The 16,969-nt window shown below is 63.9% G+C and carries 12 protein-coding genes; 8 read left to right on the forward strand and 4 right to left on the reverse strand.

Features of this window, described 5'->3' with window-relative positions:
• Positions 1-142: 142 nt before the first annotated feature.
• From LB520_RS12845 to LB520_RS12860, 4 genes are all read right to left on the reverse strand, one after another.
• A complete protein-coding gene (locus LB520_RS12845; RefSeq protein ID WP_224634033.1) occupies positions 143-1,285 on the reverse strand; it encodes a DegT/DnrJ/EryC1/StrS family aminotransferase in 1,143 nt (380 codons plus the stop codon).
• A gap of 254 nt (positions 1,286-1,539) precedes the next feature.
• Positions 1,540-2,463 (reverse strand): carbohydrate kinase family protein, encoded by a 924-nt coding sequence (locus LB520_RS12850; RefSeq protein ID WP_095766827.1) that lies wholly within the window; start codon positions 2,461-2,463, stop codon positions 1,540-1,542.
• Entirely contained in the window at positions 2,460-2,906 is a 447-nt protein-coding gene (locus LB520_RS12855) for an RbsD/FucU family protein (RefSeq protein WP_095766828.1), read from the reverse strand. Before LB520_RS12855 ends, LB520_RS12850 begins: the two co-directional genes overlap by 4 nt.
• 1 nt (position 2,907) lies before the next feature.
• Entirely contained in the window at positions 2,908-4,131 is a 1,224-nt protein-coding gene (locus tag LB520_RS12860; protein WP_140845712.1) for an ROK family transcriptional regulator, read from the reverse strand.
• A gap of 212 nt (positions 4,132-4,343) precedes the next feature.
• Between LB520_RS12860 and LB520_RS12865 the strand changes: the two genes are divergently transcribed.
• The 8 genes from LB520_RS12865 to LB520_RS12900 all read left to right on the forward strand — a co-directional run bounded on the left by LB520_RS12865 (position 4,344) and on the right by LB520_RS12900 (position 16,922).
• Entirely contained in the window at positions 4,344-5,378 is a 1,035-nt protein-coding gene (locus tag LB520_RS12865) for a sugar ABC transporter substrate-binding protein (protein WP_224637741.1), read from the forward strand.
• 162 nt (positions 5,379-5,540) lie between these two features.
• Positions 5,541-6,602: an ABC transporter permease gene (locus LB520_RS12870; protein ID WP_095766830.1), complete on the forward strand. Its 1,062-nt coding sequence runs from the start codon at positions 5,541-5,543 to the stop codon at positions 6,600-6,602.
• Between the two features lie 2 nt (positions 6,603-6,604).
• A complete protein-coding gene (locus tag LB520_RS12875) occupies positions 6,605-7,387 on the forward strand; it encodes an ATP-binding cassette domain-containing protein (RefSeq protein ID WP_176477005.1) in 783 nt (260 codons plus the stop codon).
• Positions 7,388-7,529: 142 nt separating this feature from the next.
• Complete coding sequence (locus LB520_RS12880) at positions 7,530-9,992, forward strand: glycogen/starch/alpha-glucan phosphorylase (RefSeq protein ID WP_224637742.1); 2,463 nt, start codon at positions 7,530-7,532, stop codon at positions 9,990-9,992.
• A 154-nt stretch (positions 9,993-10,146) separates the two neighbouring features.
• Positions 10,147-12,360 (forward strand): 1,4-alpha-glucan branching protein GlgB, encoded by a 2,214-nt coding sequence (gene glgB / locus LB520_RS12885; RefSeq protein WP_224637807.1) that lies wholly within the window; start codon positions 10,147-10,149, stop codon positions 12,358-12,360.
• Between the two features lie 63 nt (positions 12,361-12,423).
• Positions 12,424-13,692, forward strand: coding sequence for a glucose-1-phosphate adenylyltransferase (gene glgC / locus LB520_RS12890; protein WP_140635175.1), 1,269 nt, complete (start codon positions 12,424-12,426; stop codon positions 13,690-13,692).
• A gap of 152 nt (positions 13,693-13,844) precedes the next feature.
• On the forward strand, positions 13,845-15,290 hold the full coding sequence (gene glgA, locus LB520_RS12895; RefSeq protein WP_224637743.1) for a glycogen synthase GlgA: 1,446 nt from the start codon (positions 13,845-13,847) through the stop codon (positions 15,288-15,290).
• Positions 15,291-15,293: 3 nt separating this feature from the next.
• Complete coding sequence (locus LB520_RS12900; RefSeq protein WP_140845715.1) at positions 15,294-16,922, forward strand: alpha-D-glucose phosphate-specific phosphoglucomutase; 1,629 nt, start codon at positions 15,294-15,296, stop codon at positions 16,920-16,922.
• Positions 16,923-16,969 lie beyond the last annotated feature (47 nt).

Genomic DNA, 16,969 nt, shown 5'->3' on the forward strand with positions numbered 1-16,969 from the left:
ATCCGCGAGCATCCCCGATTCTGATAGCGCCACATTCGCATCCCGAGATATGCACCGGTACCCCATCTGAGCGTGAAGAAACCGCGGCTGTTAGTCCTATGCGATGGCGACCCTCTGTCGCCTTGAGCGACACTGAGGGAGATCAGGCCGCCGCTACATGCGCCGAGTTCGAGCCGATGTAATTCCTGATCGTCTCGATAATCCGGTCCTGATCGGCCTCGCTCAAATAGGCGTGCATCGGCAGGCAGAGGATCTGCTTCGGCAGTTGTTCCGAGACGGCAAGGCCGGTCGGTGTCCGCGGATAGTGCTTGTAGGCGACCTGCTCGTGCAGCGGCTTCACGTAATAGATCACCGACGGGATGCCGTTTTCGCCGAGATGCGCCTTGAGCCCGTCGCGCTTCGGGGTCTCGATGGCGTACTGCGCCCAGGCCGAGCGGCCGTGGCCGAGATTGCGTGAGGCCTTGACGATGTCGCCAAGGCCCTTGGCATAGCGGTCCGCGACCACCTGCCTGGCCACCATCTCGTCCTCGAGGATGGCGAGCTTTTCAATCAGGATCGCCGCCTGCAGCGTGTCGAGGCGCGAATTGATGCCGACGCGGACATTGTCATATTGCGTCTCGCCCTTGCCGTGGAAGGCGAAGGAACGCAGCTTGTCGGCCAGCGCAGCATCATTGGTGAACATCGCGCCGCCATCGCCGTAGCAGCCAAGCGGCTTCGCCGGATAAAAGCTGGTCGAGCCGACATGGCCGAAGGCGCCGCACATGGTGCCGTCGGCGGAACCGCCCATCGACTGCGCAGCGTCCTCGATCACCAACAGGTTCTCGCGCTTGGCGATCGCCATGATCGCCTCGTAGTTCGCGGAGAGCCCGAACAGGTCGACCGGGATGATCGCCTTCGGCTTCAGCCTACCTTCCTTCTTGATCATCTCGATCGCCGCCTCGAGGCTGGCGATGTCGATGTTATAGGTGTCGCGGTCGACGTCGACGAAGACCGGCTCGGCCTTGGCGAGCGCCACCACCTCGGCGGTGGCTGCGAAGGTGAAGCTCGGCACGAACACGGCATCGCCCGGGCCGATGCCGGCGGCAAACAGCGGCAGGAGCAGCGCGTCGGTGCCGTTGGCGCAGGCGACCACATGCTTGACGCCGATATAGGCGGCAAGCTTGTTCTCGAATTCCGTGACCTGCGGCCCGAGGATATAACGGCCGTCTTCGACGACGTGGTCGATCGCGGCCTTCAGCCGGTCGCGGATACGTTCGCGCTGCGCGCCAAGATCGATGAACTGCATGTCGCCCTCGAAACTGCCTGTAAGACCGGCCCGCTGGTAACAGACTTGAACCGGCTGAGAAAGCCGGTGGCGGCCGGCGCAAATTGCTCAGGTGTCGCAGCCTGTTGCCGATTTTGCCGGCGCAATCCCTGAAAAACCCGGAAATCCGAGCTTTGAGAGGCGTTTTCCGGCCCCTCTTGTCGCGTCGTTCCGCCGGTGGGAAACATAAAGTGATCGGCCGCGAAGGGCGGATTCGCGTCCGCTCCCACCCTGGATCAGGCGATTTCGTGCCGCCAGGGCGGGTTGGCGCCGGCCCGCGAAACCGTCACCGCCGCCGCCTTGGCGCCGAGCTCCAGCGCCTGCCGGATCGCATCTTCCGGCAGGTCGCCGATCGCCGCTTTGGTGAGCAGGCCCTGCTCGTGCAGGGAGGCCAGAATGCCGGCGTTGAAGGTGTCGCCTGCGCCGACCGTGTCGATGACCTTCACTTTCTGCGGCATGACGGTGACCTTGTGCGCCTTGCTGTAGCCGACGGCGCCTTCGCTGCCATGGGTGACGACGATCAGCTTCGGCCCGCGCTCCAGCCAGTTGCGCACCACATCCTCATGCGAGCCGGCCTCATCGAACCATTTGAGATCCTCGTCGGACAGTTTAACGATGTCGGCCATCGCCATCATCTCGCGGATACGCCTCAGATGCTTCGCCTTGTCGGGGATGAAATTCGGCCGGATGTTGGGGTCGAGCATCATCACCCGACTCCGGTGCTCGCGCCGCATGAATTCCTCATAGGCCGATCCCGCCGGCTCGGAGATCAGGCTGATGGCGCCGAACAGCATCGCCTCGATCTCGGGCCCGAGCTTCGGCAGGTCCTCGATGGTCAGCATGCGCCCGGCGGTGTTCTCGTCATAAAAGGTGTAGGTCGCCTGGCCGTTGGTGAGCCGCACGAAGGCGAGTGTCGTCGGACGCGGCGAGGTGTGCGCATAGGTGGAGCTCACCTTGCTTGCGCCGAGCGCCTCGCGGAACTGGCCGCCGAACAGGTCGGAGGAGAGGCCGGAGAAGAAGCCGGCCGGAGCGCCGAGCCGGCCGAGCGCGATCGCCGAGTTGAACACCGCGCCGCCGACATAGGGCGCGAAGGCCGCTTCGCCTTGCGTCGTGGTGCGCGGCAGCATGTCGATCAGGGCTTCGCCACAGCAAAGGATCATGTCGTCTTGGTCTCCGGCGGATGGATCACGCCCTTGCGAATGATGATGTTGGCAAAGAGCCTGGGTTCGCTGGTCGCAACGATGGCGTGCGCCGCCTTGACGCGTGCATAGAAGTCGGGCCCGGCCAGAGCAACCACCTTGTGGCCCGGCGCACGCCTGGCGCAAACCGATTCCATCTCATGATGCACGGCGTCGGCCAGCGCCGGGTCGCCCTTCACCGAGGCACGAAACAATGCCTCCGGCACAGCCTCGTCCACCGGCAGCACACTAAGCACGGCGTCGAGGACGGCTATGACGTGGTGGCCGTCGGCGCGAATCAGCCGCCGTGCCTGTTCCTCGGCCGGATAATTGCCGTCGACGATCGCGATCTCGTCGCCATGGCCCATTGCCCTGAGCGTCGCCAGGAACTGGGGCCCGAGCAGCGACGGGATGCCGATCAGCATGTCAGGCGCCTCCGGACGTGTGAGGCCCGATCAGGAAGCGCTCGGAGAGCGGCAGGCTGGCGCCGCCCATGGCGCGTGCGTGAATGCCGACCGTTCCCTCGCGCACGACAGGCAGTTTCAGTCCTTCGGCATCGACACGGGCGATCGCTTCCGTAACGGCATCGACCAGCCGGCGCCGCACATCGAGCGGCATCCAGCCGTCGATAACCGCCGCTTCGAAATCGATGACCGACGAGGCAGCGACAATGGCATAGGCCAGCGCCCGCGAGGCGCTGGCGATCCACTCGTCGAGATCGGCGCCGATCTCGCCCCATTCCTGCGGCGAGGTCCACAGATAGGAGCCGTCGATGCCCTTGGCGGAGAGCGCCTTTTCCAGCATCGCGATCGAGGCGACGTCGATGAGCTGCGTCGGCTTGCCGTCCGGTCCGGGCACCGGCATCGAGCCCAGTGCGCCGGCGTTGCCGTTCGGCCCGCTGTAGAGGCGGCCATTGAGCACGATGCCGCCGCCGGCGAAGGCGCCGATATAGAAATAGACGAAATCGCGCGCTGCGCCCGCTCGTCCGAAGACGAGCTCCGCGCCGCAAGCCGAAGTCGCGTCGTTCTGCAGGTAAACCGGGAACTCGCACTGCCCCTGGATGTCGGCGCGGATGTCGCGATGGCGCCATTCGTCCATGATCTCGCGCGGCGCGCCGGCGGTATCTGCCCAGTTCCATAGCTCGAACGGCATGGCGATGCCGAGCCCGGCAATGCGCTTGTCCTGCGCCGGCGTCAGTTCGCCGCGCATCGTCTTGATGCCGGCGGTGACGAATTCGACAGTCTCGCGCGGTGCGGGATAGCGGTAGGAATGCTGCAGCATGGCGCGCACATTGCCGAGGAAGTCGATCAGCACGAGCTCGGCCGAGCGCCTGCCGATCTTGAGGCCGATGAAAAAAGCGCCTTCCGGATTGAGCGCCATCGGAATCGAAGGCTGGCCGATCTTGCCGCGCAGCGGCGCCTGGCGCACAAGCAGCTTGTCTTCCTCGAGCTCGCGCATGATCACCGACACCGTCTGGGCCGACAGCCCGGTCATGCGCGCAATGTCGGATTTGGCCAGGCTGCCATGCTGGCGCACCAGGGACAGCACGAGCCGCTCATTGTGGTCGCGCATGCCGCTCTGGTTGGTGCCGCGGTGCAGCCGGCTCTCCAAAGCCTCGGGCGAACCGTGCCTCGCAATGCCGGTCTCCACCCTGTTTCCTCCCGTCTGTTTCCCCTCGATGCTTTTCGTTCAGAATGGGTGAACAGCGCAAGGCTGTCAATAATAAATAAGAGTGATTTAATTATTGACAGCCGTTGCGGACTGGTGTCTTTTGATCTGGCGTCCACGCTGGGAGAAATGGTTGGATGCGTTTGAGGCGCCGGGTTGGCTGGCGTCCGGAATGGTTCCACTGGGAGGAAATCGTGACCAAGAAATCGCTGCTGAAATCCACCGTATTCGCGGCGGCCGGGCTGGGCCTGCTCGCATTTGCCTCGTCCGCGTCGGCCGCGGGCGTCGGCGCCTGCCTGATCACCAAGACCGACACCAATCCCTTCTTCGTCAAGATGAAGGAGGGTGCGACCGCCAAGGCCAAGGAACTCGGCGTTGACCTCAAGACCTATGCCGGCAAGATCGACGGCGACAGCGAGAGCCAGGTCGCGGCGATCGAAAGCTGCATCGCCGACGGCGCCAAGGGTATCCTGATCACGGCTTCCGATACCAAGGGCATCGTGCCGACGGTGAAGAAGGCGCGTGACGCCGGCCTGCTGGTGATCGCTCTCGACACGCCGCTCGATCCGATCGACGCCGCCGACGCCACTTTCGCAACGGACAATCTCGAAGCCGGCAAGCTGATCGGCGCCTGGGCCGCCGCTACGCTTGGCGACAAGGCCAAGGACGCCAAGATCGGCTTCCTCGACCTGACCCCCTCGCAGCCGACCGTCGACGTCCTGCGCGACCAGGGCTTCATGATGGGCTACGGCATCGACGTGAAGGACCCCAACAAGATCGGAGACGAAACCGATCCGCGCATCGTCGGCCATGACGTGACGAACGGCAACGAAGAGGGCGGCCGCAAGGCGATGGAGAACCTTCTGCAGAAGGACAACACCATCAACGTCATCCACACCATCAACGAGCCGGCCGCTGTCGGCGCCTATCAGGCGCTCAAGGCCGTCGGCCTCGAGAAGCAGGTGCTGATCGTCTCGGTCGACGGTGGCTGCCCGGGCGTGAAGTCGGTCACCGAAGGCGTCATCGGCGCCACCTCGCAGCAATATCCGCTGCAGATGGCGGCGCTCGGCATCGAGGCGATCGCCGCCTTCGCCAAGGACGGCTCCAAGCCCAAGCCGACCGAAGGCAAGAACTTCTTCGACACCGGCGTCAACCTTGTCACCGACAAGCCGGCCAATGGCGTCAAGTCGATCGACACCAAGGAAGGCCTGGCCAAGTGCTGGGGCTGATGCTCTGAGAGGTCCACGAACCGTGCGGCTGGGGGCTTGATCCCCGGCCGCATCGGGTGGACGATGCGCTTTCGTCAAAGCGCGACAATCCTGGCGACAAGACCGGAATAGGCGTCGACGGCGTGTGCGGCAATGAGAGGCCGTATGCAGACGGGAGGACATATGTCTCAGATACAGGAATTCGAGAAAGTACTTACGGGAAGCGACACCAGCGTCGCCGCCTTCGACGAGCACAAATCGGCCGTCAAGCGCGCCCAGCACTTCCTGCATTCCACGCCGGCGGCGGTGCCGCTGATCGTGCTGGTTCTGTCGGTCATCATCTTCGGCATCGCCATCGGCGGACGTTTCTTTTCGTCCTACACGCTGACGCTGATCCTGCAGCAGATCGCCATCGTCGGCATTCTCGGTGCCGCGCAGACATTGGTCATTCTGACCGCTGGCATCGATCTCTCGATCGGCGTCATCATGGTGATTTCGGCGGTGATCATGGGCAATTGCGCGGTGACCTATGGCATGCCGGCCATTCTCGCCGTGGCGATTGGGCTTGCCGCCGGCGGCGCCTGCGGACTGCTCAATGGCCTCCTGGTCGCCTACATGAAGCTGCCGCCCTTCATCGTCACGCTCGGCACCTGGAACATCGTCATGGCCACGAATTTCATCTATTCGGCCAATGAGACGATCCGCGACACCGACGTCGACGTCCAGGCGCCGCTGCTGCATCTGTTCGCGGTGAGCTTCAGGGTCGGCTCTGCCGTGCTGACGCTTGGCGTCATTGCCATGGTCCTGCTGGTGATCCTGCTGTGGTATGTCCTCAACCACACCGCATGGGGCCGCCATGTCTACGCCGTCGGCGACGATCAAGAAGCTGCGAAACTGTCGGGCATTCAGACCAAGAAAGTGCTGATGATGGTCTATGCCCTTGCCGGGCTGATCGCCGCTTTCGCGGCTTGGGTCTCGATCGGCCGCAACGGCTCGGTCTCGCCGTCGGCCGCTGTCACCGACTACAATCTGCAGGCCATCACCGCGACGGTGATCGGCGGCATCTCGCTGTTCGGCGGGCGCGGCTCGATCCTCGGCACGCTGTTCGGCGCCATGATCGTCGGCGTCGTCTCGATGGGCCTCAACATGCTGGGCGCCGATCCGCAATGGAAGGTGCTGCTCACCGGCGTGCTGATCATCGGCGCCGTGGCGATCGATCAATGGATCAGAAAGGTTTCGGCATAGTCATGACCCAGGAGCCCATTCTCACAGCGCGCGGCCTGATCAAGCGCTATGGCCGCGTTACCGCCCTCGACAATGCCGATTTCGACCTCTATCCGGGCGAAATCCTCGCAGTCATCGGCGACAACGGCGCGGGCAAATCATCGCTGATCAAGGCGATCTCCGGCGCGGCGGTGCCCGACGAAGGCGAAATCCGGCTTGAGGGCAAGCCAGTTGCCTTCAAGTCGCCGATGGAGGCCCGGGAAGCCGGCATCGAAACCGTCTACCAGAACCTCGCCCTGTCGCCGGCGCTGTCGATCGCCGACAACATGTTTCTCGGCCGCGAGATCCGCAAGCCAGGTCCGCTTGGCAGTTGGCTGCGCATGCTCGACCGTCCGGCGATGGAGAAGCGTGCTCGCGACAAGCTCACGGAGCTCGGCCTGATGACCATCCAGAACATCAGCCAGGCGGTGGAGACGCTTTCGGGCGGCCAGCGCCAGGGCGTGGCGGTGGCGCGTGCTGCCGCCTTCGGCTCGAAAGTGGTGATCATGGACGAGCCGACGGCCGCCCTTGGCGTGAAGGAAAGCCGCCGCGTGCTTGAGCTGATCCTGGACGTCAAGAAGCGCGGCCTGCCGATCGTTTTGATCTCGCACAACATGCCGCATGTCTTCGAGGTGGCGGACCGCATCCACATCCACCGGCTTGGAAGGCGTCTCTGCGTCGTCGATCCTAAGCAGATTTCCATGTCGGATGCGGTGGCGCTGATGACCGGCGCCAAGAAGCCGCCGGAGGACGCGCTGGCGGCTTGATCCCCACGACATGTCCCTGTTGCCGCAGGCGGGCTGATGGGTCGGTTGAGTAAATCGATTGAACCTATGCTGCAACGCACTAAGATGGGCTGGGAGGAACGGTGAAAGCCGCTATGATCAGGCCAGTTGAACGAGAGGCAGCATGACATCCGCCATGACGATCGAAGTCCCTGTTCTCGACAATCCCGACCCCAAGACGCTCGCCGAAGAAGTCTTGATGTCGCTCAAATACCGGGTCGGCAAGGACACAACCGTCGCCACGCCCTATGACTGGCTGACCGCTTCGATCAAGGTGGTGCGCGACCGCATCGTCGATCAATGGATGCAGGCGACCAAGGAGGCTTACGACCAGCAGGAAAAGCGCGTCTATTACCTTTCGCTCGAATTCCTGATCGGGCGCCTGATGCGCGACGCCTTCTCCAATCTCGGCCTGATGGAGAACATGCGCGAGGCGCTGTCCTCGCTCGGCGTCGACCTCGACCTGATCGCGGGGCTCGAGCCGGACGCAGCACTAGGCAATGGCGGCCTTGGCCGTCTTGCCGCCTGCTTCATGGAAAGCATGGCGACCGTCGACATCCCCGCCCATGGCTACGGCATCCGCTACGCCAACGGCATGTTCCGCCAGGAAATCCACGGCGGCTGGCAGGTCGAATTGCCGGAGACCTGGCTCGATCACGGCAATCCCTGGGAGTTCGAACGGCGCGAGCGTTCCTTCGAGGTCGGCTTCGGCGGCTCGGTGGAATCGATCACCTCGAAGGACGGCCGGCTCGAACGCCACGTCTGGAAGCCGACCGAGCATGTGTTGGCCGTCGCCTACGACACGCCGGTGGCCGGCTGGCGCGCCAGGCGCGTCAACACGCTGAGACTCTGGTCCGGCATGCCGATCGACCCGATCCTGCTCGACAAGTTCAATGCGGGCGACCACATCGGCGCGCTGGCCGAGAGCAACAAGGCCGACGCGCTGTCGCGCGTGCTTTATCCTGCCGATTCCCACAGGGCCGGCCAGGAGCTGAGGCTGCGGCAGGAATATTTCTTCTCCACCGCCTCGCTGCAGGACATCGTGCAGCGGCATTTGAGCCAGTATGGCGACCTGAAATCGTTGCCCGACAAGGCGGCGATCCACTTGAACGACACCCATCCCGCGGTCGCCGTGCCGGAGCTGATGCGGCTCCTGATGGACGTCCACGGCATGGACTTCGACCAGGCCTGGGACATCACCAAGCGCACCTTCGGCTACACCAACCACACGCTGCTGCCCGAGGCGCTTGAAAGCTGGCCGGTGCCGCTGTTCGAGCGTCTGCTGCCGCGCCACATGCAGATCGTCTACGCCATTAATGCGCAGGTGCTGCTCGAGGCCCGCGCCACCAACCAGTTCTCGGGCGATCAGATCGCCCGCATCTCGCTGATCCAGGAAAATGGCGACCGCCGCGTGCGCATGGGCAATCTGGCCTTTGTCGGCTCGCATTCGACCAACGGCGTCTCGGCGCTGCACACCGAGCTGATGAAGGAGACGGTGTTCGCCGATCTCCACAAGCTCTATCCCGATCGCATCAACAACAAGACCAACGGCATCACGCCCAGGCGCTGGCTGATCCAGTGCAATCCCGGCCTGACCTCGCTTGCCCGCGAGGCGATCGGCGACCGCTTCATGGACGACATCGAGGCAATCAAGGATCTCGATCCGCTGGCCGATGACGCGGCTTTCCGTGAGAAATTCGCCGGTGTGAAGCGGCAGAACAAGGCGCGGCTCGCCAATCTCGTCGCCGACCGGCTCGGCATCAGGATCGATCCGTCGGCGCTGTTCGACATCCAGGTCAAGCGCATCCACGAATACAAGCGCCAGCTGCTCAACATACTGGAAGCGATCGCGCTGTACGATCAGATCCGCTCGCATCCGGAACGGGACTGGATGCCGCGCGTCAAGATCTTCGGCGGCAAGGCGGCGCCCAGCTATCACAACGCCAAGCTGATCATCAAGCTGGCCAACGACGTCGCGAAGGTCATCAATGGCGATCCGTCGGTGCGCGGCCTGCTGAAGGTGGTGTTCGTGCCGAACTACAATGTCAGCCTGGCCGAGGTGCTGATGCCGGCCGCCGATCTCTCGGAGCAGATTTCGACCGCCGGCATGGAAGCTTCGGGCACCGGCAACATGAAGTTCGCTCTGAACGGCGCCTTGACCATCGGCACGCTCGACGGCGCCAATGTCGAGATCAAGGAACATGTCGGCGACGACAACATCTTCATCTTCGGCCTCACCACCGCGGAGGTCGCCGAACGGCGCAACAATGGCTACAATCCGCGCGGCGTGATCGAGACCTCGTCCGAGCTGTCGCAGGCGGTATCGGCCATTTCCTCCGGCGTCTTCTCACCCGACGATCCCGACCGCTATCGCGACCTGATGAACGGGCTCTACCAAAGCGACTGGTTCATGGTGGCGGCCGACTTCGATTCCTATGCCGCCTGCCAGCGCGAGGTCGACGCCGTGTGGCGCAACAGCCCCGACTGGTACGCGCGCGCCATCCGCAACGTCGCCCGCGTCGGCTGGTTCTCGTCCGATCGCACAATCCGCCAATATGCGAAAGACATCTGGAACGTGCCCGTTTGATATGATTGCATGAGCCACAAAGAATGTGGCCAGATGCATGTCGCCCAAAAGTGCGTAGCGGTTTTGGGACCACGACATGCACCAAGACAAAGAACGGCGCATGCCGGAGCGAGGCATGTGCCAGAACAAGGTGCCCGGGGAGGGCGACCGTTTGATGAGGAAGCCGCGCGCGACCGCTGCGACAAGCGGGCCGGACGGACTGGCGCCAGCCGGCGATGTCGCGGCGATTGTCGCCGGAACGCACGGCGATCCTTTCGCGGTCCTGGGCGTGCATGAAGCCGGCAAGGGCTTCATTGCCCGCTGCTTCGTGCCCAATGCCGAATTCGTCACCGCCTACACGCTGACCGGCAAGGAGGTCGGCGAGCTTTCCCGCAGCGACGATGCCGGCTTCTTCGAGGGCAAGGTCTCGATCCGCAAGCGCCAGCCGCTGCGCTATCACGCTAGGAATGCCGGCGGCGATTGGTGGCTGACTGATCCCTATTCCTTCGGCCCGGTGCTCGGTCCGATGGACGACTATTACATGGCCGAGGGTTCGCACTTACGGCTGTTCGACAAGCTCGGCGCCCACATCGTCGATCATGAGGGCGCCACCGGTGTCCATTTCGCAGTCTGGGCGCCCAATGCGCAGCGCGTCTCCGTGGTCGGCGCCTTCAACGAATGGGACGGCCGCCGACACACGATGCGCGACCGCAAGGACACGGGCATCTGGGAGCTATTCATTCCCGATATCGGCGCGGGCAAGCCCTACAAGTTCGAGATCATCGGGCCCGACGGCGTGCGCCTGCCGCTGAAGGCCGACCCGTTCGCCTTCGAATCGGAATTGCGCCCGGCGACCGCGTCGGTGACGGCGCCGCCCATAGCGCATCAATGGGGCGACGAGGCGCATCGCAATTATTGGCAGAAAGCCGATCCCCGGCGCGAGGCGATCTCGATCTACGAGGTCCATGCCGGCTCCTGGCAGCGCCGCGACGACGGCACGTTCCTCTCCTGGGACGAACTCGCCGCGCGGCTGATCCCCTACGTGGTCGACACTGGCTTCACCCACATCGAGTTCCTGCCGATCTCGGAGCACCCCTATGACCCATCCTGGGGCTACCAGACCACCGGGCTTTATGCGCCGACAGCCCGCTTCGGCGACCCCGACGGCTTCGCCCGTTTCGTCGATGGCGCGCATCGCGCCGGCATTGGCGTCATCCTCGACTGGGTGCCGGCGCATTTCCCGGTCGACGAGCACGGGCTGGTGAAATTCGACGGCACGGCGCTCTACGAGCATGCCGACCCGCGCCAGGGCTTCCATCCCGACTGGAACACGGCCATCTACAATTTCGGCCGCCGCGAGGTAGTGTCATTCCTGGTCAACAACGCGCTGTTCTGGGCCGAGAAATACCATGTCGACGGCTTGCGCGTCGACGCGGTCGCCTCGATGCTCTACCTCGATTATTCGCGCAAGGCCGGCGAGTGGATCCCCAACGAGAAGGGCGGGCGCGAGAACCTGCAGGCCGTCAGCTTCCTGCAGAAGATGAACAAGGAGGTCTACGGCCACCACCCCGGCGTGATGACGATCGCCGAGGAATCGACCTCATGGCCGAAAGTGTCGCGTCCCGTGCATGAAGGCGGCCTCGGCTTCGGCTTCAAATGGAACATGGGCTTCATGCACGACACGCTGGAGTATCTCTCCAAGGAGCCGATCTTCCGCAAGCACCATCACAACGACATCACCTTCGGCCTGGTCTACGCCTTCTCGGAAAATTTCGTGCTGCCGCTTTCGCATGACGAGGTCGTGCACGGCAAAGGCACGCTGCTCCACAAGATGGCAGGCGACGACTGGCAGAAGTTCGCCACGCTGCGCGCCTATTACGCCTTCATGTGGGGCTATCCCGGCAAGAAGCTCTTGTTCATGGGCCAGGAATTCGCCCAGCGGCGCGAGTGGAGCGAGGAACGCGCGCTCGACTGGGACCTGCTGGAATTCGCGCCGCACCGCGGCGTCTGGCAGACGGTCCGGGATTTGAACTACCTCTATCGTTCGCGTCCGGCGCTGCATGCGCGCGACTGCGAGCCGGAGGGCTTCTCCTGGCTGATCGTCGACGACCGCGACAATTCGGTCTTCGCTTGGCTGCGCAGCGCGCCGGACGGCAATTCGATAGCTGTCATCTCCAATTTCACGCCGGTGCCGCGCGAGAACTATCGCGTGCCGCTGCCGAAGGCGGGAAAATGGCGCGAGATCATGAATACCGACGCCGAGGTCTATGGCGGCTCCGGCATGGGCAATAGCGGCATGGTCGAGGCAAGCGGGGAAGGAGGCGGCGTATCGGCGACGATGCTTTTGCCGCCGCTGTCGACGATCATGCTGGAATTCGTCACGGATTGAAGCAGATGATGTCTCATCCTGCTCTTGCAACAGTCCGGGCAGCTTGTTTGGGAGGGTAACAGAATGGCAGAGATCAGAAGAACCCAGCCGCTGGCACGCGATGCCATGGCCTATGTGTTGGCCGGCGGCCGCGGCAGCCGCCTCAGGGAGCTGACCGACCGGCGCGCCAAGCCGGCGGTCTATTTCGGCGGCAAAACGCGCATCATCGATTTCGCCCTCTCCAATGCGCTCAACTCCGGCATCCGCCGCCTCGGCGTCGCCACCCAGTACAAGGCGCACTCGCTGATCCGCCACCTGCAGCGCGGCTGGAACTTTCTGCGGCCCGAGCGAAACGAAAGCTTCGACATCCTGCCTGCATCGCAGCGCGTCTCGGAAACGCAGTGGTATGAAGGCACGGCCGACGCCGTCTACCAGAACATCGACATCATCGAGGCCTACGGCCCCGAATACATGGTCATCCTCGCCGGCGACCACATCTACAAGATGGATTACGAGCTGATGCTGCGCCAGCATGTCGACGCCGGCGCCGACGTCACCGTCGGCTGCCTGGAAGTGCCGCGCATGGAGGCGACCGGCTTCGGCGTCATGCATGTCGACAAGAAGGACAACATCATCGCTTTCGTCGAAAAGCCGGCCGATCCGCCCGGCATTCCAGACAAGCCGGAATTCGCTTTGGCCTCGATGGGCATCTATGTCTTCAAGACCAAGTTCCTGATGGAGCAGCTGCGCCGCGACGCCGCCGAGCCCGGCTCCAGCCGGGACTTCGGCAAGGACATCATCCCTTACATCGTCCAGCACGGCAAGGCGATCGCCCACCGCTTCGCAAAATCCTGCGTGCGTTCCTCGCACGAGGCCGAACCCTATTGGCGCGACGTCGGAACGGTGGACGCCTATTGGGAAGCCAATATCGACCTCACCGACATCACGCCTGAGCTCGATCTTTACGACCGCGACTGGCCGATCTGGACCTATGCCGAATTAAAGCCGCCGGCAAAGTTCGTGCATGACGAGGACGGCCGCCGCGGCGAGGCGATCTCCTCGCTTGTCTCCGGCGACTGCATCGTTTCCGGCGCCTCGCTGCGCCGCAGCCTGATCTTCACCGGCGCGCGCATCAATTCCTATTCCAAGCTCGAGGAAGTGGTGATGCTGCCCGACGTCCAGGTCGGCCGCAACGCGAGCCTCAAGCGCGTCGTCATCGATCACGGCGTCCACATCCCGGAAGGACTGGTGGTGGGTGAGGACCCGGCGCTCGACGCCAAGCGTTTTCGCGTATCGGAGAAGGGCATCTGCCTGATCACGCAGGACATGATCAACAAGTTGTCGACCCCGTAGGGTCGATCAGCAGCCTGTCGGCCTGATGAGGTTGATCGGCTGTCAACCTGGCAAGGTTGATCAGCAGGTTGACGAGGTCGATCAGCAGGCTGACGACTGGATCAACAGGTTGTCACTTTGACCTGTCATCTTGAGATCGGAATGTGGAGCGCATGCAGGTTCTGTCGGTCACGCCCGAAATCTTCCCGCTGATCAAGACCGGCGGGCTTGCCGACGTCGCCGGCGCCTTGCCGATCGCGCTGGCCGGCAAGGGTGTTGCAATGCGCACGCTGGTTCCCGGCTACCCCGTGGTGATGGCGGCCTTCGCCAAGAAGAAGGCGGTCTACCAATATCCGCTGCTGCAGGGTGCTAAGGCTTCCATCCATGCCGTCAAGATCGGCGATCTCGATCTCTTCGTTTTGGACGCGCCGCATCTCTTCGATCGCCAGGGCGGCCCTTACGGCACCGCCGCGGGCGCCGACTGGCCGGACAACTGGCGCCGCTTCGCCGCGCTCAGCCAGGCCGGCGGCGACATTGCCGGCGGCGCGATCTCCGGTTACCAGCCCGACATCGTTCATGCCCATGACTGGCAGTCGGCGATGACGCTTGCCTATATGCGCTACGGCAAGGCGGTCGGCGTGCCGTCCCTGATCACCGTGCACAACCTCGCCTTCCAGGGCCAGTTCGGCGCCGGCATCTTCGGCGAGCTCGGCTTGCCGAGCGTGGCCATGCAGCTCGACGGCGTCGAATATTATGGCGGCGTCGGCTTTCTCAAGGCCGGCCTGCAAGCCGCCTGGGCCATCACCACGGTCAGCCCGACCTATGCGCAGGAAATCCGCTTGCCCGAATTCGGCATGGGTCTCGACGGGCTGATCAACATGCGCTCCACCGATCTCTACGGCATCGTCAACGGCATCGACGTCGACATCTGGAACCCGCAGACCGACAAGCATCTGGTCGCCAATTATTCGGCCGAGACGCTTGCGGCCCGCGGCAAGAACCGCAAGGCGGTCGAAGAGCGCTTCGGTCTGGAAGCGGATGGCAGCCCGATCGTCTGCGTCATCAGCCGGCTGACCTGGCAGAAGGGCATGGACATCCTGGCCGCGGTCGTCGACGGCATCGTCGCCGCCGGCGCGCGGCTGGCGATCCTCGGCTCAGGCGACGCCGGCCTCGAAGGCACGCTGCTTGCCGCCGCCGCCCGGCATCGCGGCCGCGTCGGCGTCGTCGTTGGTTACGACGAAGACCTTTCGCACATCATGCAGGGCGGTTGCGACGCCATCATCATTCCGTCCCGCTTCGAGCCCTGCGGCCTCACCCAGCTCTATGGCCTGCGCTATGGCTGCGTGCCGGTCGTCGCCAGGACAGGCGGTCTGGCCGACACCATCATCGACGCCAACGAGGCCGCCTTGTCGGCCGGCGTCGCCACCGGCTTCCAGTTCGCGCCCAACAATGGCGGCGCGATGCTCCACGCCATCCAGCGGCTGGTCGAGCAGCATGCGCGGCCCGCGACCTGGGCCTCGATCCAGCGCCAGGGCATGAAGGCCGATGTCTCCTGGGACAAGAGCGCCGAAAAATACGTCGAACTCTATCGCTTGCTGCTTTCAAAAAGGGCTGCCTGAGGCATGATCAAAACCGTCCCCACCAAACCCTATACCGACCAGAAGCCAGGCACCTCCGGCCTGCGGAAAAAGGTGCCGGTGTTCCAGCAGGAGCACTACGCCGAGAACTTCATCCAGTCGATCTTCGATGCGCTGGACGGTTTTCGGGGCAAGACGCTGGTGATCGGCGGCGACGGCCGCTTCTACAATCGCGAGGTCATCCAGAAGGCGATCGCCATCGCCGCCGGCAACGGCTTCGGCAAGGTGATGGTCGGGCAGGGCGGGATTCTGTCGACGCCGGCCGCCTCCAACATCATCCGCAAATACAAGACCTTCGGCGGCATCATCCTGTCGGCCAGCCACAATCCGGGCGGCCCGCACGAGGATTTCGGCATCAAGTACAATGCCGGCAATGGCGGCCCGGCGCCGGAAAAGATCACCGACGCGATCTTTGCCAAGTCGAAGCAGCTCAAGAGCTTCAAGATCGCCGATATCGGCGCCATCGACATCGACACCATCGGCACCGTCAAGGCCGGCGACATGACGGTCGAGATCTGCGACCCGGTCAAGGACTATGCCGAACTGATGGAAAGCCTGTTCGACTTCAACGCGCTGAGGAAGCTCTTCAAGTCGGGCTTCCGCATGCGCTTCGACGCCATGCATGCGGTAACCGGCCCCTATGCCAAGGAGATCCTCGAACGCCGGCTCGGCGCGCCGGACGGCACCTGCCGCAACTTCAAGCCGCTGCCCGATTTCGGCGGCCACCACCCGGACCCGAACCTGGTGCACGCAAAGCACCTCTATGACGAGATGATGGGGCCCGACGCGCCGGATTTCGGCGCGGCTTCCGACGGCGACGGCGACCGCAACCTGATCATCGGCAGAGGCATCTTCGTCACGCCGTCGGACTCGGTGGCGATGCTTGCCGCCAATGCCAAACTGGCGCCGGGCTACAAGGACGGTCTGAAAGGCATTGCCCGCTCGATGCCGACCAGCGGCGCCGCCGACCGCGTCGCCGAAAAGCTCGGCATCGGCATCTACGAGACGCCGACCGGCTGGAAGTTCTTCGGCAACCTGCTCGATGCCGGCATGGCGACCATTTGCGGCGAGGAAAGCGCCGGCACCGGCTCCAACCATGTGCGCGAGAAGGATGGGCTGTGGGCCGTGCTTCTGTGGCTCAACATCCTCGCTGCGCGCGGCGAGAGCTGCAAGGACATCGTCACCAAGCATTGGGAGACCTACGGGCGCAACTATTATTCGCGCCACGACTACGAGGAGGTCGAGAGCGATCGCGCCAATGCGCTGGTCGACGAATTGCGTGCCAAGCTGGGCTCGCTGCCCGGCACGACCGTGCGCGGCCTGAAGATTGCCAAGGCCGACGATTTTGCCTATCGCGATCCGGTCGACGGCTCGGTGAGCGAGCATCAGGGCATCCGGATCCTGTTCGAGGGCGGCTCGCGCGTCGTGCTTCGCCTCTCCGGCACCGGCACGTCAGGGGCGACGCTGCGCGTCTATATCGAGCGCTACGAGCCGGACAAGGCAAGGCACGACCTCGACACGCAAGAAGCGCTCGCCGATTTGATCGCCGCCGCCGACGACATCGCCGGCATCAAGAGCCACACCGGCCGCAACAAGCCGAGCGTGATTACTTGAGGGTGGCGTGGCGCGACTCCCCCTTCTCCCCTTGTGGGAGAAGGTGT

The organism is Mesorhizobium sp. CA12 (assembly GCF_020165255.1).
Classification (GTDB): Bacteria; Pseudomonadota; Alphaproteobacteria; order Rhizobiales; family Rhizobiaceae; genus Mesorhizobium.